Source organism: Marinovum sp. (genome assembly GCF_048263515.1).
Classification (GTDB): domain Bacteria; phylum Pseudomonadota; class Alphaproteobacteria; order Rhodobacterales; family Rhodobacteraceae; genus Marinovum.
In genome coordinates this window covers 42,116-63,453 of record NZ_JBLXEC010000013.1, presented here as the reverse complement: position 1 = coordinate 63,453, position 21,338 = coordinate 42,116, and the positions used below count along the sequence as shown (strand labels likewise).

The following is a 21,338-nucleotide window of genomic DNA, read 5'->3' as shown; positions in this document are numbered from 1 at the left end:
CGCGACGGCAGCCTATCTCAGAGCCCATGCGCCAGATCCTCGCCCTCCTCCTTCTGCTCCTGCCCGGCCTCGGCCAGCCCGCCCCGGCGCGCGCCGAATGCATCATCTTTCTGCACGGGCTGGCGCGCAGCGAATACAGTTTTACGGTGATGGAACAGGTGATGCGGCTCGAAGGCTATCGCACCGTCCTGCCCTCCTATCCCTCGACCTCGGCCGACGTCGAGACGCTGGTCGGCAAGACCCTGCCCGACGCCCTTGCGCAATGCGGCGAGGAGACCACGCATTTCGTGACCCATTCGATGGGCGGCATCCTGCTGCGGGTCTGGCTGCGCGATCACGGCACGCCGCCCAACATGGGCCGCGTGGTCATGCTGGCCCCGCCCAACCACGGCAGCGAGCTGGTGGACGAACTGGGCGGGCTCGAGCTCTTTCGCTGGATGAACGGCCCCGCCGGGCTGCAGCTTGGCACCGACCCCGAGAGCCTGCCGCCGCAGCTGCCGCCGATCAAGGCCGAGCTTGGCGTGATCGCCGGCAACCGCTCGCTCAACCCCTATTTCTCGTCGCTGATCGAAGGGCCGGATGACGGCAAGGTCTCGGTCGCCTCGACCAAGGTCGAAGGCATGGACTGGCACATCACCCTGCCGGTGACCCATACCTTCATGATGAACAACCCGCTGGTGATGCAGCAGACCCTGCTGTTCCTGCGCGAGGGCCGCTTCGATCCCGACATGGACCTGACCGACATGCTCTTCGGGGACGACAATGCCAATTGAGATGACCTTCACCGGCGCCCGCTGGCTCTCGCCAGAGGGGCTGCGCGACGATCCGCTCTCGGTGGCGGACGGGGTCGTGACCGAGAGCGCCGGGCGCACGGTCGACCTCAGCGGCAAGCTGATCCTGCCGGGCATCGTCGACCTGCACGGCGACGGTTTCGAGCGTCACCTGGCGCCGCGTCGCGGCGCCATGACCAACCTCGCCGCCGGGCTGATCTCGGCCGAGGCCGAACTGGCCGCCAACGGCATCACCACCGCCGTTCTGGCGCAATTCTATTCCTGGGAAGGCGGGTTGCGCAGCCCTGATTTCGCCACGCGGATGCTCGAGGCACTGGCCCGGATGCGCGCCCAGATCGACACCGACCTGCAGGTGCAGCTGCGGCTCGAGACCCACATGATCGACGATTTCCCGGCGGTGCTGGACCTGATCGCCCGCCATGACATCCGCTATGTCGCCTTCAACGATCACCTGCCGCACGATCGTCTGGCCGCCTGCCGCTCGATCCCCCGGCTCACCGGCACCGCGTTGAAATCCGGCCGCAGCCCCGAGGCGCACCTGGCGCTGATGCAGGCGCTGCACGCCCGCTCGGCCGAGGTGCCCGCCGCGCTGGACGCGCTCTGCGCCACGCTCACCGCCCGCGGTATCCGCTACGCCAGCCACGACGACGCCACGCCCGACGACCGCGCAACCTGGGCGGCGCGCGGCGCGCTGATCAGCGAATTCCCCGAGACCCGCGAGGCCGCCCTGGCCGCACATCAGTCGGGTCAACCGGTGGTCCTTGGCGCGCCGAACGTGGTGCGCGGCGCCAGCCACAAGGGCAAGGTCTCGGCCCGCGCGCTGGTGGAGGAAGGGCTCTGCGCTGCTCTGGCCTCGGACTACCACTACCCGGCCCCGCGCAACGCGGTCTGGGAACTGGTCGATCTCGGCCTGCTCGATCTGGCAGCGGCCTGGGCACTGATCTCCTCCGGCCCGGCAGAGGTCCTGGGCCTGACCGACCGCGGCAGTCTTGCCCCGGGCCTGCGCGCCGATCTGCTCATCCTCGACGCCGAAACCCGCCGCGTCGAAGCCACCCTCTCCGGCGGCACCTTCACCTACCTCGCCGCCGACACCGCCCGCCGTCTGACCGCCGCCTGACCGCGCCCCCCGGTTGGCCCACCTCCCGACGCCGTCCCGGACTTGATCCGGGACCTCAAACCCAACGCTTGCACAGAACCCGAGGCCCCGGATCAAGCCCCGGGGGGGCGCGCCACACACAAAAAGCCCCGACCAACCGGCCGGGGCACATCTCCCTCACATCAGCCAACAGGCCTAAAGAACCGCGTTTACCCGGTCTTCACCCGGTTCACATGCCCCATCTTCCGCCCCGGGCGGGCCTCTCCCTTGCCATAGAGATGCAGGCTGGCGTGGCGCTCCTTGGCGATCTCCTCGACCTTCGCCATGTCATCGCCGATCAGGTTCTCCATCACCACGTCGGCATGCCGCCCACCGTCGCCCAGAGGCCAGCCCGCCACCGCGCGGATATGCTGCTCGAACTGGTCGACCGAACAACCCGCCTGGGTCCAATGCCCCGAGTTATGCACCCGTGGCGCGATCTCGTTGACCACCAAGCCGCGCCCGGTGACAAACAGCTCCACTCCCATTACGCCCACGTAATCCAGCGCATTGAGGATCCGCCCGGCCAGCAGCACCGCATCGGCCTGCAGCATCGGCCGGATCTCGGCTGGCACCGTGGTGGTGCGCAGGATGCCGCCTTCGTGCACGTTCTCGCCCGGATCGAAACAGGCGACCTCTCCGGTCACCCCGCGCGCCGCGATCACCGAGATCTCGCGCTCGAAGTCGACAAAGCCCTCCAGCACCGCCGGTGCCCCCGCCATGTCGGCCAGCGCCTGCGGGGCATCATCCGGCGCCATGATCCGCGCCTGCCCCTTGCCATCATAGCCGAACCGCCGGGTCTTGAGAATCGCCGGCGCCCCGATCTCTGCCAGCGCCGCCTCCAGCGAGGCCGCGTCGGTGACATCGGCATAAGGTGCCACGGTCAGCCCCAGCCCCGACAGGAACTCCTTCTCGATCAGCCGGTCCTGGCTCACCCGCAGCGCCTCGCGCCCCGGACGGATCGGCCGCAACGCCTCGAGGATGTCGAGCGCCTCGGTGGGGATGTTCTCGAATTCATAGGTGATGACGTCGACGCTCTCGGCAAAGCGCTTCAGCGCCTCGGCATCGTCATAGCCTGCCGTCGTTACCCTCCAGGCAACGTCACCGGCCGGCGGATTGGCACCCGGCTCGAAGATGTGGCAGCGAAACCCCAGCCGGCTTGCCGCCACCGACAGCATGCGGCCCAACTGGCCACCACCGAGAATGCCGATCACCGCCCCCTGCGCCAGACCTTCACTCATCGACCGGCACCTCAGGGATCGAGGCCGAGAGATCGGCGCGCCACTGGTCCAGCCGCTCCGCGAGCCCGGCATCCTGCAACGCCAGGATCCCGGCCGCCATCAACCCGGCGTTCTTGGCGCCGGGCGCGCCGATCGCCATGGTTGCCACCGGATAGCCGCGCGGCATCTGCAAAATGGAATAAAGCGAATCGACCCCCGACAGCGCCCGGGTCTGCACCGGCACGCCGATCACCGGCACCCGGGTCTTCGAGGCCATCATGCCGGGCAGATGCGCCGCCCCGCCGGCCCCGGCGATGATCACCTGCAGGCCCCGGCCCACTGCGGTCTTGCCATAGTCCCAAAGCCGGTCAGGCGTCCGATGCGCCGAAACGATGCGCGCCTCATAGGCCACACCCAGCTCGTCCAGCACATCCGCCGCTTCCTTCATGGTGGGCCAATCCGACTGGCTGCCCATGATGATGCCCACTACCGGCTCTGTCATCGCGTCCCCTCGCTTTAGGAAGGCCGCACTATAGCCAGAGCGCCCCCTTTGGCAACGGCCCCACCGGTCGCAGCCGCCGCATTTTCGCCCGCCCCGGTCTTCTTCTGTTCAAAAATACCCTCGGGGGAGGCCAACGGCCGGGGGCAGAGCCCCCTCTCCCCCGAAAGCCACATTCCCCTCCACCGGAGAATGGTCAATCGTCCAGCCCCACCCCGGCTTGAATCCGGCCGCAGCATCTTCACCAACCCCTGTCTTCCTCTTGCTCAAAATACCCTCGGGGGAGGCCAAAGGCCGGGGGCAGAGCCCCCTATCCGTCAAAAGCCACATCCGCCACCACCGGATAATGTTCACTCGGCAAGACCCGCCCCACCCTCTCGCGCAGCACCATCGGCACCCCCAGCGCCCGGATGCCCTCCCCCAGCGCAATATGGTCGATCGCACCAAGGAGGTTCAGACCGCGGTTCAGGTGATAGGTCGCGCCCCGGACCGGCAGGAACGTCACTCCCGCCCGCTCCAGCGGCCGCAACAGCGGCGCGCCGCGCCAGGCGTTGAGATCGCCGAACAGCATCACCCGGTGGCCGCCCGCGCGCCAGGTCAGCAGCCGGTCGCGGATCAGCGCCACCGATTTCCGCCGGTTGCTCAGGCTGGAATAATCCAGGTGAACGTTCAGCACCCGGAACGCCGCCCCGCCCTGCCGGTCCCGGAACTCCGCCCAGGAGGCAAAGGCCGGCCAGGACCCATTGAAGGTGCGCGAATAGATCACCTTCGGGGTCTCGGAAAAGAAGAACCAGCCCTGGTCCAGCAGTTCCAGCCGGTCGCGGCGATAGAGGATCGGCTGGGTCGGCGGAAACACCTGCCAGGGGCCGGTGGCGGCGGCGGCATAGCCGGGGTTCTGCTGCAGCAGCCAGTCGCGGGCGAGGTTCAGGTCGCTGCCGCTGCCGCCGGAAAAGCTCTCCATTTCCTGGAACGCCACCAGATCGGCGCGCAGCGCCTTGAAGGCGGCGTCGAGCGCCGGCTTGCGCCGCTCCCAATCGGACAGCGACCAGGGGCCGGTCTCGCGCCGGGTGATTATGTAATGCACGTTGTGGGTGGCGACGCGCAGCGCGCCGGGCGGTGGTGGCACCAGCGCGGGCCTGGCCGAGAGCCGCAGGTGCTGCACCCCGAGCGCCAGCGCCAGCAGGCAGACCAGCGCCAGAAGCCCCAGGACCAGCCGTCGCAGCCAGCGGCGCCACCGGGGGCGGATCAAGCGATGATGTCGGGCAGCAGCCGGTCCTCGATCTGGGCGATCTTGTCCTTCAGCATCAGCTTCTTCTTCTTCAGCCGCTGCAGGGTCAGCGCGTCGGCGCGGCCCTCGGCCTGGAGTGCATCGATCGCCTCGTCGAGATCGCGGTGCTCGCGTTTGAAGACCTCGAGTTCGACGCGCAAAACCTCGTCGGTCTTCATCGCCAGTTCGGTCTGCATGTTCATCCACTATTCTCCATCGCGGGCAGAGATACAGAATAGAGGGTCCAAAGGCTTTTGGCAAAGGTCTTGCAGGCCGCCGGATGCCACACCATATTCGTATCGGACCGGTTGCCGCAGATGGGACCGGCCGAGAGATGTCGCTTGCCAAAGGACGTGTCATGACAAAACTGACCTTGGGCTCATACCCCCATATGCTGGGGTTCGAGCAGCTGGAGCGCCTGCTGGAACGCACGGCGAAGACCGGAAACGAAGGCTATCCGCCTTTCAACATCGAACAGACCTCCGATCAGGCTTACCGCATCACGCTTGCCGTGGCCGGATTTGGCGAAGGCGATCTCTCCATCACCGTCGAGGACCGCCAGCTCGTCATCCGCGGCCGGCAACGCGAGGATGGCGGCGAGCGGGTCTTCCTGCATCGCGGCATCGCCGCGCGGCAGTTCCAGCGCAGCTTCGTGCTCGCCGATGGCGTGGAAGTGGGCGAAGCGGTGATGGAGAACGGGCTCCTGCATGTCGATCTGACGATGCAGCGCCCCGATACCGTGGTCCAGACCATCAACATCAGGAAAAGGTGAGTGTCATGAACACGCAATTCGATTTCGGCCATTCGGTGCCGCGCAATATCGTCTATGTCAAACCCGTCGCGGTGGCCGACCTGCCGGAAGCCATCCGCAACCAGGCGCATGGGGCCGAGACGCTCTATGCCGTCCACCGCGAGGATGGCGAACAGCTGGCGCTGGTGGCCGACCGCAAGCTGGCCTTCGTGCTGGCGCGCCAGCACGACATGGCACCGGTCGCCGTTCACTGATGGCCGAGTTTGCCGTCGATTGGGTCGATGCCTTCAGCGCGCGGCCCTTCGGCGGCAACGGCTGCGCCGTTGTCCATGACGCCGCCAGGCTGGACGACGAGACCTGCATGGCCTTCGTCCGGGAGACCTCGCTGGTGGAATGCACCTTCCTCGGCCCCTCCGAGCGGGCCGACCTGCGGGTCCGCTACTTCCTGGCCAGCGGCGAGATACCCTTTGCCGGCCACCCCACGGTGGCCAGCGTCGCTTCGCTGCTGCACCGCGGGCTGGCGCAGCCCGGCCCGCTGGTGCTGGAAACCGGCGCCGGGCTGGTGCCGGTGGAGGCCAGCCGCGACGAGACCGGGATCGGCGTCAGCATGACACAGGTCGCGCCGCGCTTCGGCCCCGAGGTGCCGCGCGAGATGGTGGCCGCGGCTCTGAGCCTGCGCCCCGAGGACATCCTTGCCCCGCCGGAGATCGTCTCGACCGGCCTGCCCTTCTGCATCACCCTGCTGGGCGATGTCGACACCGCCCTTCGCGCGCGGCTGGACGTGCCGGCGCTCGAGGCGATGATGCGCCACCTGGGCGCGGGTCCGGGCGAGATGAGCGAACCCTATATCATCGTGCGTCAGGGCATGACCGAGGCCGGCGACACCTTCGGCCGGCTGCTGCTGCCGCCGCCCAATCCGCCTGAGGATGCCTTTACCGGATCGGCCACCGGCGCCGCGGCGGCCTGGCTCTGGCATCACGGGCTGATCGACAGCCCGCGTTATACCGCCGAACAGGGCCATGGCATGGGCCGGCCCGGATCGGCCGAGGTCGAGGTGCTGGGCCCGCCTGAGGCGATCACCGGCGTAAGGGTCGCCGGCCAGGCGCATGTGCTGATGAGCGGCACGCTGCATCTTTGAGGGCAAGACGGAAAAAGGCCGCGGAGATGCTCCGCGGCCTTTTCCTTTGCTCGACCAATATCCACCGCCGCTCTTCGCCCCCTTGCGGGGGTCTCCTCGCGAGGACGCCCGGAGACGGGCGGAAGAGCGCGCCGGATCAGCCGGCGATCAGGCCCATGCTCTCGAGCTTGAGGATCACCTGGTGGGCGCAGTTGTCGACGTCCACATTCTCGGTCTCGACCCGCAGCTCGGGGTTCTCGGGCACGTCGTAGGGATCGGAGATCCCGGTGAACTCCTTGATCTTGCCTTCGCGCGCCAGCTTGTAGAGCCCCTTGCGGTCACGCCGCTCGCATTCCTCGAGCGTGGTGGCCACATGCACCTCGATGAAGGCGCCGAACTGTTCGACATCCTCGCGCACGGCGCGGCGGGTGGTGGCATAAGGCGCGATCGGCGCACAGATGGCGATGCCGCCGTTCTTGGTGATCTCCGAGGCGACATAGCCGATGCGGCGGATGTTAAGGTCGCGGTGCTCCTTGGAGAAGCCCAGCTCGCTTGACAGGTTCTTGCGGACGATGTCGCCGTCGAGCAGCGTCACCGGGCGGCCGCCCATTTCCATCAGCTTGACCATCAGAGCGTTGGCGATTGTGGATTTGCCGGAGCCGGAGAGACCGGTGAAGAACACGGTAAAGCCCTGCTTGGCCCGCGGCGGACGGGTGCGGCGCAGTTCCGACACCACCTCGGGGAAGGAGAACCACTCGGGGATTTCGAGACCTTCCTGCAGGCGGCGGCGCAGCTCGGTGCCCGAGATGTTGAGGATGGTGACGTTGTCGCGATCCTCGATCTCGTCGGCGGGCTCGTATTGCGCGCGCTCCTGGACATAGACCATGTGCTTGAAGTCGACCATCTCGACGCCGATCTCACTCTGGTATTCGCGGAACAGGTCCTGGGCGTCATAGGGGCCGTAGAAATCCTCACCGGCCGAGTTCTTGCCGGGGCCGGCGTGGTCACGGCCGACGATGAAGTGGGTGCAGCCGTGGTTGGCGCGGATCAACCCGTGCCAGACCGCCTCGCGCGGGCCGGCCATGCGCATCGCGAGGTTCAGCAGCGACATGTTGGTGGTGGCCGCCGGATACTTGTCCAGCACCGCCTCGTAGCAGCGCACGCGGGTGAAGTGATCGACGTCGCCGGGCTTGGTCATGCCGACCACCGGGTGGATCAGCAGGTTGGCCTGGGCTTCCTTGGCGGCGCGGAAGGTCAGCTCCTGGTGGGCGCGGTGCAGCGGGTTGCGGGTCTGGAAGGCCACGACCTTGCGCCAGCCTAGCTTGCGGAACAGGGCGCGCAGCTCGTTGGGCGTGTCGCGACGGCCGCGGAAATCGTAATGCACCGGCTGCTGGATGCCGGTGACCGGACCGCCCAGATAGACCTTGCCGGCCTGGTTGTGCAGGTAGTTCACCGCCGGGTGGGCGGGATCATCGGCGCCAAAGACCTTTTCCGCCTCGCGCGCCTTGTTGGGCACCCAGCGGTCGGTCACGGTCATCGTGCCGAGGATCACGCCTTCCTGATCGCGCAGGGCGATGTCCTGCCCGATCTCGAGGCTTTCGGCGAATTTCTCGCTGACGTCGAGGGTGATCGGCATCGGCCAGAGCGTGCCATCGGCCAGGCGCATGGTCTCGACGACGCTGTTGTAGTCTTCCTCGGTCAGGAAGCCCTTGAGCGGGTTGAAGCCGCCGTTCATCAGCAGTTCCAGATCACAGATCTGGCGCGGGGTCAGATCGTGGCTGACCAACTCGCCGGCCTCGACCTTCAGTTTCTGGGCGCTCTCGTAGGAGACATAGAGTTCCGGGATCGGAGCCAGGTTGTTCTGCATCAATTCAGTCCTGTGTTTGATGGGGACAAGGCCACTGGAAGAGCCTGTCAGTTCGGCATGGAGCGCTTCATATTCCGCCAGCTTGCGGGCGAGGAAACGGTCGGTCAGCCGGTTCTTCATGGCTGCCCCGCGCGGGGTCAGCACATAGGCGAAGCGCTGGCGCCGGTCGGGGCCTGCGCGCTCGCTGATCTTGATGAACCCGGCCGCCTCGGCAGACTTGAGCCGCGTGTTCAAGGTGCCCAGCGACACCCCCAGCGCCTCGGCGATCGACCGCTGCGATGCCTCCGGCGCCAGATCGAGCTGGCGCAGGAGCCGGAAGACATGGCCTTCCTCGTCGGTGATCGGTGTCGGTCTGGGCGGGGCCATTCTGGGCGACTCAAAGTATGTTCAACGCTGAACACATCGCACAGGACGTTGCGTCAGGAAAGCCCGAAAATGGGCCTCGCGCGGGTCGTTGCCGAAATGCCGCTCTGCAGCAGACGCATGGCGGAACCGAAAAAGCCGCCCGCAGAGCGGACGGCATTCACTGGCCGTAGGGTGGGTTTTCAACCCACTTTCCGGGGCGGTGGGTTACAAACCCACCCTACGCGGTTTCGGCGCCGTAGCCCAAGGGCTCGGTCACGGCTTCGTCGCTGCGCTCGGCCTCGCCGTGTTCGGCGAGGAATTTCTCGGCATCCAGCGCCGCCATGCAGCCCATGCCGGCCGAGGTCACCGCCTGGCGATAGACGTGGTCGGTCAGGTCGCCGGCGGCAAAGATGCCCGGGACCGAGGTGCGGGTCGAGCCCGGCTCGACCTTGACGTAGCCGCCGTTGTGCAGCTCGAGCGTGTCCTTGACCAGCTCGGTCGCCGGGGCATGGCCGATGGCGATGAAGACGCCCTTGCAGGGGATCTCGGTGATCTCGCCGGTCTTGACGTTCTTGACCCGCACACCCTCGACGCCCTTGGGCATGTCGGTGCCGAAGACCTCGTCGAGCTGGTGGAACCACAGGGTCTCGATCTTCGGATGTTTCAGCAGGCGCTCCTGCAGGATCTTCTCGGCGCGCAGCTCGTCGCGGCGGTGGATCAGCGTCACCTTGGAGGCGAAGTTGGTCAGGAACAGCGCCTCTTCCACGGCGGTGTTGCCACCGCCGACCACGACGATCTCCTGACCGCGGTAGAAGAAGCCGTCACAGGTGGCGCAGGCCGAGACGCCGAAGCCCTTGAAGGCCTCTTCCGACGGCAGCCCCAGCCATTTGGCGCGCGCGCCGGTGGCGAGGATCACCGCGTCGGCGGTATAGGTGGTGCCGCTGTCGCCCTTGGCCACGAAGGGCCGCTTCGACGTGTCGAGCGCGGTGATGATGTCGCCGATGATCTCGGTGCCCATTTCCTTGGCATGGGCCTCCATCCGCACCATCAGGTCAGGCCCCTGCACCTCGGTATCGCCGGGCCAGTTCTCGACCTCGGTGGTGGTGGTCAGCTGGCCGCCGGGCTCGATCCCCTGCACCAGGATCGGGTTCAGCATGGCACGGCTGGCATAGACCCCGGCGGTATAGCCCGCAGGGCCGGACCCGATGATCAGAACTTTGGTGTGGCGTGTCTCGGCCATGTGGTGCCCCTTTGGCTTGCGCTTGCATGTCAGAGGCCGCATATAGCCCTCCCGTCGCCCGACGAAAAGACCAAGCAGACCCGCCATGCACGCGGCGACCGGCCAGAGCGGACCGTCAAAAAGAATGTTGCGTAAATACGAAACATTATTGCTGCGGCCTCCGTGTCTGTTATAACAAACGCAATTTCGGCGGAGGGGACACATGCCGGGAACTCGACTAGACCCGATCGACCGTAAAATCCTGGCCGAACTTCAGGCCGATGGACGGATGACAAACGTAGAGTTGGCGCGCCGCGTCGGCATCTCGGCGCCGCCCTGTCTGCGCCGGGTGCGCACGCTCGAGGAGCAGGGCTACATCCGCGGCTACCATGCCGACATCGACGCCCGCGAACTGGGCTTCGAGGTGCAGGTCTTTGCCATGGTGGGCCTCGTCAGCCAGGCCGAGGCCGATCTCTCGGCCTTCGAGAATCGCTGCCGCGAGTGGCCTTTGGTGCGCGAGTGCCACATGCTCAACGGCGAGGTCGACTTCATCCTGAAATGCGTGGCGCCGGATCTGTCGAGCTTTCAGAGCTTTCTGACCGGACAGCTGCTGACCGCGCCCAACGTCGCCTCGGTCAAGACCTCGCTGGTGATCCGCGGCGCCAAGGACGAACCGGGCGTGCCGTTCGACGTTCTGGAAGACCGGCTGAGCAAGAGCGCCTGAGCCGGGCGCAGGGCCCCGATCACTCGTCCTCACTCCACAATTCGTGCAGCGCCTCGGCATAGGCCGGGTCATGCTGCCATTTCGGCATCAGGTTGCGCGCCCGCTCAAGCGTGATCTCGGGATAGGCGGCGCGCCACTTGCGGGCCGCCGCCATCGCTTCTTGCCGCCGACCGGCCAGCCAATGGGTGCCAAACAGCATCCGGTAGGCCCAGGTCACGCCGGCGCCCTCGCGCAGGCCCTGCTCGCAGAGCGCCACCGATTCGTCGAACCGCCCCATCGCCCGCAGCGCCGCCGAGCGGCCGAACAGCCCGTTGAAGTGGAAAGGATCGAGCGGGCTGAGCTGGTCATAGCGGTCAAAGGCCGCCATGGCAGTGTCGAACTCGGCGATATAAACCGCCGTCCAGCCCAGCCGCAGCCAGCCCCAGGCGTTGTTGGGATCAAGCTGCAGAGCCCGGTCGACCAGCGACCGTGCCCTGGCAAAATCGTTCAGCGCCAGCCCGCAGGCCGCCGACAGCGCCACCAGCGCGCCGGGATCGTCCTGCACCAGCGGCGCGGCGCGGGCCACCAGCGCTTCGGCGGCGTCGCGGTGCGGCGCGCCATCGGTGGTCCAGGTGTAACAACAGTGATGCGCGTGGCACCAGGCCTTGTAGGCCATCGCCGGGGCGTAATCCGGCTGGTGTTCCAGCGCCTGCTCGAGCAGCGCGATGGCGCGCACGTTCTCTTCGGCGCGGTGAGCCCAGAAATGCGGCAGCGCGGTCAGCATCAGCTCGTAGGCGGTGCGGTCCTGCGGCGGCCGCGCGCGGGCGCGGGCGATCTCGGCGGCGCGCAGGTTGGGCAGCACCTGCCCCGCCACCTGAGCCGCGATCCGGTCGAGCAGGTCGAACAGATCGTCCAGCCGGTCGTCGAACCGCGCGGTCCAGAGCGTATGGCCGTCGCGCCCCTGCACCAGCTGCACCGAGATCCGCACCCTGTCGCCCGCGCGGCGCACCGAGCCTTCGACCACGTAATCCGCCCCGAGCCGCTCTGCCGCCTCCGGCACCGAGAGCCCCTCGCCGCCGAGCGCAAAGGCCGATTGCCGGGCGATGACGCGCACATCCCGGCAGCGGCTGAGCGCGCTGGTGATCTCGTCGACCACGCCATCGGCGAACATGTCGGCCTCGGCCGCGCCGAATTCCTCGAAGGGCAGCACTGCCAGCGTCGGCTCGACCGCGCGCGGCCCCTGCCCCCGGTCCGGCGCCGGTTTCGGCTTTGGCTCCGGCTCCGGCGTCTCGGAAACCTGCGCCGACCGCGCCATGCGCAGCCAGTCCTCGAACCCCTCCGAGGCCAGGTCGAACCCCTCCAGAAGCACCCCCGGCCCCACCGCCTCGATCTGCACCGCCTCGGGTTCCAGCCAGACCGCCTGCCGATCGGCCTGCAGGACCCCCTCTGGCAGGCAACGCCGCAACACTGACAACTCCTGCCGCAGCGAGGCCCGCGATTGCCCCTCGGAGCGGTCGCTCCAGAGCAGTTCCGCCAGATAGCCCCGTTCCGCCCGCAGTCCCGGCTGAAGCGCCAGGCAGGCCAGCATCGCCTGGCCCCGCCGCGTCAGCCCCTGGACCGCCGCGCCCTGCGCCGTCACGATCCGCAAGGCCCCACGCAGATGGATCACAAGCTCGGGCATCTCGGGCAGACCACTCCTCTTTGCACCGTTTTTACGCGGCACGGGCATGATTTTACGAAAGTCTTGCACGGGCAAGGGCGCATTGCACCCGGCTTTTTGCACTGGCCTTGCGGGCGTGGGCGACAGTGGGGTCATCAAAACCTCACCGCTTCCAAGGAGCCACACCATGCAAACCCAACGCAGCCTCACCCGCCCGCTTCACCGCCCCGCCACCGGTTCTTTCCTTGTCCGCGTCCTCGCATGGCTTGTCGCCGCCGACAGCGCCTACCGCCAGCGCCAGCACCTGCGCCGGCTTGACGATGCCGCCCTGCGCGACGTGGGCCTCACCCGCCGCGACGCAGAGACCGGCGGACGCTGAGGCGCCCCGAACAACTCATGAGCAGAGCGGGGGGCACAGCCCCCCTCGTCGTCGGTCAGAACGGTGCCGCCGCGCGAAACTTCATCCCCTCGCCGCCATCCGGATGCCGGAGCCGAAGCTCCTCGGAATGCAGCATCAGCCGGGGAAACTCCCGCGCCGCGCCGGTTGCATAAAGCGGGTCGCCCAGGATCACATGCCCCAGCGCCAGCGCATGAACGCGCAGCTGGTGGCTGCGCCCGGTCTTCGGCATGAAGCGCACGCGGGTCTCGTTGTCCTTGTAGGATTGCACCCGCCAATCGGTCTGCGCCGCCCGCCCGGTCTCGTGGCAGACCTTCTGCAGCGGCCGGTTCGGCCAGTCGACGATCAGCGGCAGGTCGACGGTGCCGGTGCGCGGCTCGAGCCGGCCCCAAAGCCGGGCGACATAGGTCTTCTTCACCCCGCGCTTTTCGAACTGCAGCCCGAGATGGCGCTGCGCATGCGGTGTCAGGCCGAAGACCATCACGCCCGAAGTGTCGCGGTCGAGCCGATGCACCAGCAGCGCGGTGGGAAAGGCCTCCTGCACCCGGGCGATCAGGCAATCGGCCAGATGCGGCCCCTTGCCGGGCACCGACAGAAGGCCTGCGGGCTTGTTTACGACGAGGATCTCGTGGTCCTCGTGCAGCACGTCGAGCGGCGTGTCGGGGGGCTGATAGCTGTCATCCATGGGCCGAGGGTGTGGCAAATGCGCAGAGCGCCCGCAAGGGGCGATAAGCCGCCTGCCTAGGCCGAAGCCCGCCGCATGCCGCGGAGCATCGCCACCGAATAGATCACCAGCGCCGCCCAGATCATCGGAAAGGCGATCATCCGCGCCTGACCGAAGGGCTCCTTGAAGACCAGCACGGCACAGAGAAAGATCATCGTCGGCGCGATATACTGCAGGATGCCGATGGTCGAGAGCCGCAAGCCCTTGGCGCCGTTGGCATAGAACAGCAGCGGCACGGCGGTGACAAAGCCGCAGCCCAGCAGCAGCCAGGTGTCTGGCGTCAGCCCGATGGCGAAATGCGACTGCCCGGTCAGCGCCAGCCAGAGCACATAGCCCAGCGCCGGCGGCGTCAGGATCAGCACTTCGAGCAGGAAGCCCTGGTTCGGCCCGATCGGCAGCTGCTTCTTGGCCAGCGCATAGAACCCCCAGGACAGCATCAGCCCGACCGCCGCCCAGGGCAGCCGCCCGGCATCCAGCGCCAGCACCAGAACCGCGGCGGCGGCCAAGGCGATCGCCGCCAGCTGCGCCCGGTTCAGCCGCTCGCCCAGAAAGACCGCTCCGAGGAAGATCGAGAACAGCGGGTTGATGTAATAGCCCAGCGCCGCGTCGAGCGCCCGATCGTTGGCAATCGCCCAGACGTAGATCCCCCAGTTGACCGAGACCAGCGCCGCGGTCACGCAGCCCATCGCCAGCATCCGCGGATTGCGCAGCGCCTCCTTCAGGGTCGCTGTGCGCCCCAGCGCCACCAGCACCGCCGCCGCGATGGGCAGCGACCAGATCACCCGATGCGCCACCACTTCCGCCGGCGGGATATGCGCCAGCAGTTTCATGTAAAGCGGCAGGAAGCCCCAGAAGACATAGGCGCTGATCGCAAAGGCCAGCCCGCGCGGGCTGTCTTCGCTGGCTTTCGGTCTGAGAGCTTCTGCAGGGCGCATGGGGCCGGGTCCTTCCGAGGTATCGCGAAAGTGTTGCCAGAGCCGGGGGCCAAAGGCGACCCGGAAAGTGCGCGTTCGGAGGGGTGATGTTTGGGGGGTGCTACGCTTGGCATGCCCCGGACTTGGTCCGGGGCCTCATGGCGACCGGTGAGGTCCCGGATCAAGTCCGGGACGCGAGTACCAGAGGATTTTGGAAGCGCCCGGAGGCCCAAGCGCCGACACCCGCAGCGTCCGGGCCGAGCGTGCCCGCAAACGTCTGCCACCCCGCACCACACGCCCCGGACCCCGATCCGGGGCCTCAGGACAAACCGCGAGGTCCCGGATCAAGTCCGGGACGCGAGGTACCAGAGGCTACGGGAGCACCCGGAGCCCCTAGCGCAAACGCGCGCAGGGCCCGGGCCGACAGACCGTTCAAACGCCCGCCATCCCGCACCACACGCCCCGGACCCTGCTCCGGGGCCTCAAGGCAAACCGCGAGGTCCCGGATCAAGTCCGGGACGCGAAGCGCCAGGTGTCAGAGACCCTTCGACAACCGATCAAAGGCCACCAGTCGGTCGATCAAGGCCTGCATCTGGTCAACCGGGATCATGTTCGGCCCGTCGGACGGCGCATTGTCGGGGTCCTCGTGGGTCTCGATGAAGAGCGCCGCGACACCCACGGCCACAGCGGCCCGCGCCAGCACCGGGGCGAACTCGCGCTGGCCGCCAGAGGTGGCACCCTGGCCGCCGGGCTGCTGCACCGAATGGGTGGCGTCGAAGACTACCGGATAGCCGGTCTGTGCCATCGTCGGCAACCCGCGGAAATCGCTCACCAAAGTGTTGTAGCCAAAGGATGTGCCACGATCGCAGAGCATGATCCGCTGATTGCCGGTCGAGGCGATCTTTTCGGCGACATTGCCCATGTCCCAGGGCGCGAGGAACTGGCCCTTCTTGACGTTGATCGCCGCCCCGGTCTCGCCCGCCGCCAGCAGCAGGTCGGTCTGGCGGCAGAGGAAGGCGGGGATCTGCAGCACGTCGACCGCCTCGGCCGCGGGGGCGCAATGGGCCTCGGAGTGCACGTCGGTCAGCACCGGGCAGCCGAACTCGTCGCGGATCTTCGACAGGATCGTGAGGCCCTCTTCCATGCCGAGGCCCCGCTGGGTCGAGATCGACGAGCGGTTGGCCTTGTCGTAGCTGGCCTTGAAGATGAACCTCGTGCCGCTGGGCGCGCAGGCTTCGGCAATCTTTTCGGCCATCATGCGGGCGTGGTCGTGGCTTTCCAGCTGGCAGGGCCCGGTGATCAGCGCGAAGGGGTCGTTGGCGCTGATATTGATGTCGCCGACGGTGACGGTTCTGGCTTCGGTCATTGCTCTTTCAACACCTTTTCGATCCGCGCCACATCGGCGGGGTTATTGAGTTCCCAGAACAGCCGGCCACGGGCCTGGACCTCGACACAGCGCACCGGCATGCCGTGCACCAGGAAACGCAGCTGTTCCAGACCTTCCAGCGTCTCCAGCCGGCTGACGCCCCAGTCGGTATAGGCGCGCAGCGCCTCGGGCCGGTAGGCATAGACGCCGACGTGATGATAGACCGGAATATCCGTGTCGGGCACCTTGCCGGGGTCGATATAGGGCACGATCTCCTTGGAGAAATAGAGCGCGCGGTGATCTTCGCCAAAGACCGCGGTGGTGCCGCCGACCCGGCCATTGCGGCGGTCCTCGGCGAACATCGCATAGGTCTCGGCGTCGCATTGCAGCACCGGGGTCGCCATCTGCGCGCCGGGATCGGCGGCCATGGCGGCGATCAGCTCTTCGACGAACCAGGGCGGGGTCAGCGGCGCATCGCCCTGAAAGTTCACCACAAGGTCGGCCTCGACGGCGCCCGTGGCCAGCGCCTCGGCGCAGCGGGCGGTGCCGTTCTCGGCCTCTGGCGAGGTCATGATGACCGACGCGCCAAAGCCCTCGGCCGCGTCGCGGATGCGGTCGTCGTCGGTGACCACATGCACCTCGGCCACGCCGGCGATCTGCCGCGCGGCTTCCCAGGACATCTGGATCAGGCTTTTCTTGCTGCCGTCCTTCTGGGTCAGCTCGGCCAGCGGCTTGCCCGGGTAGCGCGTCGAGGCATAGCGGGCGGGAATGAGAACGACGGTTTTCATGCAACACCTGCGCGCAGAACATCGTGGATATGGAGAATGCCGACCGGGCGGTCCTGGTCATCGACCACCATCAGCGCGCCGATCTTGCGTTCGTTCAGGATCGCCAACGCCTGGGCGGCAAAGACATCCGGCGTCACCGTCACCGGGTTGCGGCTGGCCAGCTCGCCCGCCGTCATCTTCATCAGCCCGGCCATGTTGCGGCGCAGGTCACCGTCAGAGATCACGCCGACCAGGCGCTCGTTCTCGACCACCGCGGCGATGCCGAAGCTCTTCGAGGTCATGGTGATCAGCACGTCGGCCATCGGCATGTCGGCGGGCACCAGCGGCAGCATCTCGGGCCCGTGCATCAGGTCTTCGACGCGGCTGAGCTGCGCGCCGAGCTTGCCGCCGGGGTGGAAGACCTGGAAATCCTCCGAACCGAAGCCGCGCAGCTCCATCACCGCCACGGCCACCGCGTCGCCCAGCGCCAGCGTCAGCGTGGTCGAGGTGGTGGGCGCCAGTCCCATCGGGCAGGCCTCTGGCAGTTTCGGCAGGGTCAGCTTGTAGTCCGCCGCCTGCATCAACGTGCTTTCGGGGTTGGACGAAATGCCGATCATAGGGATCGAGAAGCGACGGGTGTGCAGCAGGATGTCGCGCAGCTCGGCAGTTTCGCCGGAGTTCGAGATCAGCAGGCAGACGTCATGTTTGGTGATCATGCCGAGATCGCCGTGGCTGGCCTCTGACGCATGCACGAAGTAGGACGGCGTGCCGGTCGAGGCCAGGGTGGCCGAGATCTTGCGCCCGATATGGCCGGATTTGCCGATGCCCGAGACGATCACCCGGCCTTCGAGGCCTGCGAGCAGCTGCGCCACCGCGTCGAAATCCTCCGGCAGGGCCTGAGAGAGCGCCAGAAGCGCCTCGGCCTCGGTCTGCAGCACCCGGCGTCCGGTATCGGCCACTGCTGCGGAATGTGCCGCTGGTTTGGTCATGCTGCCGCCTTTGTCCATCTCTTTGCTCCCGGATACACGCTCGGTGCCGCGCGCGCCAGACCGAGGGCGTTCACGCCGGAGTGTCGGGGCCAAAGATCGCCGCCGCGTGGTCGGCCATGTAGATCCGCATCCAGGGCGTATGGGCCTCGGGGCTCTCGGCGATCTCGGCCTCGAGCGCCGCGCGGGTCATCCAGCGCACCGCCTGCACCTCGTCGGGATTGGGCCTGACGATCAGGTCGCGGGGGGCGTCGACGGTGAAGATCTCGACCACCTCATGTTCGACCAGCCCGCCGCCGACGTCGGCGCGGTATTCCGCCTGACGGCGCCAGACCGGGGTGACGCCGGTGATGCCGAGCTCCTGTTCGAGCCGTCGGACGGCGCAGACCTCGGCCGGTTCGCCCCAGAGCGGATGGGTGCAGCAGGTGTTGGCCCAGAGACCGGGGGTGTGATACTTGCCCGCCGCGCGCTGCTGGATCAGCACCTCGTCGCCGGCCAGCACGAAGACCGAGACCGCCTTGTGTCTGAGACCGCGTTGATGCACCTCGAGCTTGTCCATGGGGGTCAGTTTGCCCTCGACCCAGGCGGGAACCATGTCTGCCATTCTGCCCTCCTGTCCGAGCTATTGTCGTGACCGCCTACCCTCTCGGACGGGCGGGAATCAAGGCCGGGGGTGGGATTGGGCAGTGCCCTGGCGCCTTCCGCGGACCAAGAGGCACCGAACAGCACAACCCTCGATCCATGCCCCGGCCCGGAATCAAGGGCGAAGCCCGCCGGGCCAGCGGCGGCCCGCCCCCCGGGCTGCCGCTTGGGTGACGTATGCGCGTCGCTCCGAGGTCTTCCGGGCTTGGCTGAGATAAAGCGCGTCTGAAACAACGTTACAGCGGCAACCCGCGGACCGCCGCTGGCCCGGCAGGCGGCTGAGGTTGGCTTCCAGCGGCAAACAGGTTGCCGAGGTCACTCCTTTGATCGCCGGCTCTCCCAACAGCGATCTATTACCTTGGCCCGGCACGTCGCCCGCTCAACGCCCTCCAAAGACACGCCAATGTGCGCGCCGGTCCCTTCACCTTGCCTCTCGCCACCGCTAGAACCCTTGAGGATTTGCCAAAACGTCCTGCTTGACCTGGGGCCCGCGAACCTATGTCCTGCATCAAAAGCTGAGGAGACACCCATGAAGACCCTAGCCCTGACATCGGCTCTGACCCTCGCGCTGGCTCTGCCGGCGCTGGCCGAGAGCCACGGCCCCGATCTGACCGCCACCGGCGATGCCGCCGCCGGCGAGCAGGCCTTTCGCAAGTGCCAGTCCTGCCACGTGGTGATGAACGACGCGGGAGAGATCGTGGCCGGCAAGAAGGCCAAGACCGGCCCCAACCTCTTTGGCGTCGTCGGCCGCACCGCCGGCACCGTCGAGGATTTCCGCTACGGCAAGGACATGGAGGCCGCCGGCGAAGCCGGGATGGTCTTCGACGAGGCGACCTTCGTGGCCTATGTGATGGACCCGAAAGGCGCGGTCCAGGAGGCCACCGGCGACAGCTCGGCCCGCTCCAAGATGAGCTTCCGGGTGCGCAAGGAGGACGAGGCCAAGGACCTCTATGCCTTCCTCAAGGAGATCGGCCCCGACATGGACGGCGGCAGCTGACGACCCGGCCCTCGCGGCACCCGCCGCGGGGGCCTTACCGCCCGCAAGACACAAATGTTGCATTTGTGATGCGTCCCGGCGGCAGATCGCGCAGGCAGGTCCTGCGCATGCTCGACTTTCGCGGCCCCTCTGTCACATTCGGGGCCATGTCAGTGACCCCATCCTCGCCCGACCTGATCCTCGCCAACGCCCGCCTCGTGCTGGGCGACGAGGTGATCCATGGCGCGCTTCACGTCCGCGACGGGCGGATCGCCGCGATCGATCCCGGCCCGACCGCGGCTGCCGATGCCATCGACTGCGACGGCGATCTGCTGATTCCGGGGCTGATCGAGCTGCATACCGACAATCTCGAACGGCACATGCAGCCGCGCCCGGGCGTCGACTGGCCGCATATGGCCGCGATCCTCGCCCATGACGGCGAGCTGGCCTCGACCGGCATCACCACGGTGTTCGACGCCATGCGGGTGGGCTCGGTCTTCAAGACCGGCAGCAACCGCTACGGCGCCTATGCCCGCGCCCTGTCGCAGGAACTGCTGTCGATCCGCGCCGCCGGGCTGCTCAGGATCAGCCATTTCCTGCACCTGCGCGCCGAGGTCTGCTCGGAAACGCTGACCGCCGAGCTGGCCGAGTTCACCCCCGAGGACCGGGTCGGCATCCTGTCGATCATGGACCACACGCCGGGCCAGCGGCAGTTTCGCGACATGACCAAGTTCCGCAACTACGTGCAGGGCAAGCACAGGCTGTCGGAGGCCGAGCTCTCTGCCCATGTCGACCATCTCACCGCCACCCGCGCGCGGCTGGGCGATGCGCATGAGGCCGAGGCGGTCAGAAACGCCGGCCGGCTGGGCGCGGTGCTGGCCAGCCACGACGACACCACCGAAGCGCAGGTCGCGGTGAGCCATGGCCACGGCGTCAGGCTGGCCGAGTTCCCCACCACCCGCGTCGCCGCCGAGGCCTGCCACGGCCATGGCATCGCGGTGATGATGGGGGCGCCCAACCTCATTCGCGGCGGCTCGCATTCCGGCAATGTGGCGGCGCAGGAACTGGCCGAGACCGGCCTGCTGGATATCCTGTCGTCGGACTATGTGCCCTCGTCGCTGATGACCGGGGCCTTCCGTCTGGCCCAACTCTGGGACGACCTGCCGCGCGCGATCCGTACCGTCACCGCCACCCCGGCCGAGGCCGCTGGGCTGAGCGACCGCGGCCGCCTTGCGCCCGGGCTCCTGGCCGATCTGGTGCGGGTGCATCCGCACCCTTCGGTGCCGGTGGTTCGGGGGGTCTGGTCGCACGGGCGTCAGGTCGCCTGAGGGCTCTCAGCCCTGCCCCAGCCGCGCACGAAACCGCGCCATCTCGCGCTCTGACGGCGCCTCGCCGGTATAGGTCCGTACGTAATGCGGCACCCGTTTCAGGCGGGTCTCCAGCGTTTCGGTGATCTGCATCGAGATATAGCCGATCTGCACCAGATAGACCGCATGTGCGCGCACGTCGGCGCCTTCTCCGGTGAGGCCGAATCGCTCGAAGAGCCCGCGGATCGCGGCAATGCGCGCGGCATCGGCGCGGGCGACGCGGGCATTCACCGCCTCTGACCGGATCGCCCAGCCGCGCACCGCAAAATCGAAGCGCGGATCAAAGGCGCGCTCGTCGAGGAATTCGAACAGCAGGTTCAGCACGCCCTCGGTCAGGGACTCGGCATAGGCGGCGCAGGCCCTCTCAATGGCAGCGGTATTGACCGCCTCCCAATGGTCGAGCAGCGCGGCGAGCAGTGCGTCGCGGTCCTTGAAGAACCAGTAGAAGGAGGTCCGCGACAGCTTCAACTGCTGCGCCAGAGGCTGGATCTTCACCGCCGCCTCGCCCCCCGCGACAAAGGCGGCGCTGGCCGCATTCAGCCAGAGCTCGCGCGAGCCGCGCCAGCCTTCGGTCTTCTCGGTCGCGGGTTTGCCTGTCTCCATGACGGCAAGGCTAGGCCAACCA

At 67.5% G+C, this 21,338-nt stretch carries 23 protein-coding genes; 9 read left to right on the top strand and 14 right to left on the bottom strand.

What is annotated here, in order from left to right; all coding sequences use genetic code 11:
• The first annotated feature begins 26 nt into the window (after positions 1–26).
• Both ACN0SE_RS13105 and ACN0SE_RS13100 read left to right on the top strand, forming a co-directional pair.
• Positions 27–773: an esterase/lipase family protein gene (locus ACN0SE_RS13105; RefSeq protein ID WP_417524974.1), complete on the top strand. Its 747-nt coding sequence runs from the start codon at positions 27–29 to the stop codon at positions 771–773.
• On the top strand, positions 763–1,908 hold the full coding sequence (locus ACN0SE_RS13100) for an alpha-D-ribose 1-methylphosphonate 5-triphosphate diphosphatase (protein WP_417524973.1): 1,146 nt from the start codon (positions 763–765) through the stop codon (positions 1,906–1,908). The genes ACN0SE_RS13105 and ACN0SE_RS13100 overlap by 11 nt, the downstream gene beginning before the upstream one ends.
• Positions 1,909–2,096: 188 nt before the next feature.
• Here the strand turns inward: ACN0SE_RS13100 and ACN0SE_RS13095 are convergent, their stop codons facing one another.
• The 4 genes from ACN0SE_RS13095 to ACN0SE_RS13080 form a co-directional block, all read right to left on the bottom strand.
• Positions 2,097–3,167 (bottom strand): 5-(carboxyamino)imidazole ribonucleotide synthase, encoded by a 1,071-nt coding sequence (locus tag ACN0SE_RS13095; protein ID WP_417524972.1) that lies wholly within the window; start codon positions 3,165–3,167, stop codon positions 2,097–2,099.
• Positions 3,160–3,648, bottom strand: coding sequence for a 5-(carboxyamino)imidazole ribonucleotide mutase (purE, locus tag ACN0SE_RS13090; RefSeq protein ID WP_417524971.1), 489 nt, complete (start codon positions 3,646–3,648; stop codon positions 3,160–3,162). Before purE ends, ACN0SE_RS13095 begins: the two co-directional genes overlap by 8 nt.
• A gap of 307 nt (positions 3,649–3,955) precedes the next feature.
• Positions 3,956–4,894, bottom strand: coding sequence for an endonuclease (locus ACN0SE_RS13085; protein ID WP_417524970.1), 939 nt, complete (start codon positions 4,892–4,894; stop codon positions 3,956–3,958).
• Positions 4,891–5,115, bottom strand: coding sequence for a YdcH family protein (locus tag ACN0SE_RS13080; protein ID WP_417524969.1), 225 nt, complete (start codon positions 5,113–5,115; stop codon positions 4,891–4,893). Before ACN0SE_RS13080 ends, ACN0SE_RS13085 begins: the two co-directional genes overlap by 4 nt.
• Before the next feature lie 155 nt (positions 5,116–5,270).
• On the opposite strand from ACN0SE_RS13080, the gene ACN0SE_RS13075 reads away from it, so the two are divergent.
• From ACN0SE_RS13075 to ACN0SE_RS13065, 3 genes are read left to right on the top strand one after another with little or no spacing between them, the layout of a single operon-like run.
• On the top strand, positions 5,271–5,684 hold the full coding sequence (locus ACN0SE_RS13075; protein ID WP_417524968.1) for an Hsp20 family protein: 414 nt from the start codon (positions 5,271–5,273) through the stop codon (positions 5,682–5,684).
• Positions 5,685–5,689: 5 nt separating this feature from the next.
• Positions 5,690–5,917 carry a DUF1150 family protein gene (locus tag ACN0SE_RS13070; RefSeq protein ID WP_417524967.1) on the top strand — a complete coding sequence of 76 codons (228 nt, stop codon included), beginning with the start codon at positions 5,690–5,692 and terminating at the stop codon, positions 5,915–5,917.
• Complete coding sequence (locus ACN0SE_RS13065; protein WP_417524966.1) at positions 5,917–6,801, top strand: PhzF family phenazine biosynthesis protein; 885 nt, start codon at positions 5,917–5,919, stop codon at positions 6,799–6,801. The genes ACN0SE_RS13070 and ACN0SE_RS13065 overlap by 1 nt, the downstream gene beginning before the upstream one ends.
• Positions 6,802–6,937: 136 nt before the next feature.
• On the opposite strand, the gene ACN0SE_RS13060 is transcribed toward ACN0SE_RS13065, so the two are convergent.
• Together ACN0SE_RS13060 and trxB are read right to left on the bottom strand one after the other, a co-directional pair.
• Positions 6,938–9,013, bottom strand: a complete 2,076-nt coding sequence (locus ACN0SE_RS13060) for a bifunctional sulfate adenylyltransferase/adenylylsulfate kinase (protein WP_417524965.1) — start codon at positions 9,011–9,013, stop codon at positions 6,938–6,940.
• A gap of 217 nt (positions 9,014–9,230) precedes the next feature.
• Positions 9,231–10,232: a thioredoxin-disulfide reductase gene (gene trxB / locus ACN0SE_RS13055; RefSeq protein ID WP_417524964.1), complete on the bottom strand. Its 1,002-nt coding sequence runs from the start codon at positions 10,230–10,232 to the stop codon at positions 9,231–9,233.
• A 202-nt stretch (positions 10,233–10,434) separates the two neighbouring features.
• Here trxB and ACN0SE_RS13050 point away from each other — a divergent pair, with 202 nt between their 5' ends.
• A complete protein-coding gene (locus tag ACN0SE_RS13050; protein ID WP_417524963.1) occupies positions 10,435–10,935 on the top strand; it encodes an Lrp/AsnC family transcriptional regulator in 501 nt (166 codons plus the stop codon).
• A gap of 19 nt (positions 10,936–10,954) precedes the next feature.
• On the opposite strand, the gene ACN0SE_RS13045 is transcribed toward ACN0SE_RS13050, so the two are convergent.
• Positions 10,955–12,595, bottom strand: a complete 1,641-nt coding sequence (locus ACN0SE_RS13045; RefSeq protein WP_417524962.1) for a hypothetical protein — start codon at positions 12,593–12,595, stop codon at positions 10,955–10,957.
• 166 nt (positions 12,596–12,761) lie between these two features.
• On the opposite strand from ACN0SE_RS13045, the gene ACN0SE_RS13040 reads away from it, so the two are divergent.
• Positions 12,762–12,953, top strand: coding sequence for a DUF1127 domain-containing protein (locus ACN0SE_RS13040; RefSeq protein WP_417524961.1), 192 nt, complete (start codon positions 12,762–12,764; stop codon positions 12,951–12,953).
• A gap of 55 nt (positions 12,954–13,008) precedes the next feature.
• Here ACN0SE_RS13040 and ACN0SE_RS13035 read toward each other — a convergent pair whose 3' ends face one another.
• The 6 genes from ACN0SE_RS13035 to idi all read right to left on the bottom strand — a co-directional run bounded on the left by ACN0SE_RS13035 (position 13,009) and on the right by idi (position 18,332).
• The gene (locus tag ACN0SE_RS13035; protein ID WP_417524960.1) at positions 13,009–13,656 is read right to left on the bottom strand and encodes a pseudouridine synthase; all 648 of its coding nucleotides are present in this window, start codon (positions 13,654–13,656) and stop codon (positions 13,009–13,011) included.
• A gap of 56 nt (positions 13,657–13,712) precedes the next feature.
• Positions 13,713–14,630, bottom strand: coding sequence for an EamA family transporter RarD (rarD, locus tag ACN0SE_RS13030; protein ID WP_417524959.1), 918 nt, complete (start codon positions 14,628–14,630; stop codon positions 13,713–13,715).
• Positions 14,631–15,144: 514 nt separating this feature from the next.
• A complete protein-coding gene (gene kdsA / locus ACN0SE_RS13025) occupies positions 15,145–15,975 on the bottom strand; it encodes a 3-deoxy-8-phosphooctulonate synthase (RefSeq protein WP_417524958.1) in 831 nt (276 codons plus the stop codon).
• Positions 15,972–16,763, bottom strand: a complete 792-nt coding sequence (locus ACN0SE_RS13020; RefSeq protein WP_417524957.1) for a 3-deoxy-manno-octulosonate cytidylyltransferase — start codon at positions 16,761–16,763, stop codon at positions 15,972–15,974. Before ACN0SE_RS13020 ends, kdsA begins: the two co-directional genes overlap by 4 nt.
• Entirely contained in the window at positions 16,760–17,731 is a 972-nt protein-coding gene (locus tag ACN0SE_RS13015; protein ID WP_417524956.1) for a KpsF/GutQ family sugar-phosphate isomerase, read from the bottom strand. The genes ACN0SE_RS13020 and ACN0SE_RS13015 overlap by 4 nt, the downstream gene beginning before the upstream one ends.
• A gap of 70 nt (positions 17,732–17,801) precedes the next feature.
• Positions 17,802–18,332, bottom strand: a complete 531-nt coding sequence (gene idi, locus ACN0SE_RS13010) for an isopentenyl-diphosphate delta-isomerase (RefSeq protein WP_417524955.1) — start codon at positions 18,330–18,332, stop codon at positions 17,802–17,804.
• 567 nt (positions 18,333–18,899) lie between these two features.
• Between idi and ACN0SE_RS13005 the strand changes: the two genes are divergently transcribed.
• Entirely contained in the window at positions 18,900–19,367 is a 468-nt protein-coding gene (locus tag ACN0SE_RS13005) for a c-type cytochrome (protein ID WP_417524954.1), read from the top strand.
• Between the two features lie 146 nt (positions 19,368–19,513).
• On the top strand, positions 19,514–20,674 hold the full coding sequence (locus ACN0SE_RS13000) for an alpha-D-ribose 1-methylphosphonate 5-triphosphate diphosphatase (protein WP_417524953.1): 1,161 nt from the start codon (positions 19,514–19,516) through the stop codon (positions 20,672–20,674).
• Between the two features lie 6 nt (positions 20,675–20,680).
• On the opposite strand, the gene ACN0SE_RS12995 is transcribed toward ACN0SE_RS13000, so the two are convergent.
• Positions 20,681–21,316, bottom strand: a complete 636-nt coding sequence (locus ACN0SE_RS12995) for a TetR/AcrR family transcriptional regulator (RefSeq protein WP_417524952.1) — start codon at positions 21,314–21,316, stop codon at positions 20,681–20,683.
• Positions 21,317–21,338: the final 22 nt, after the last annotated feature.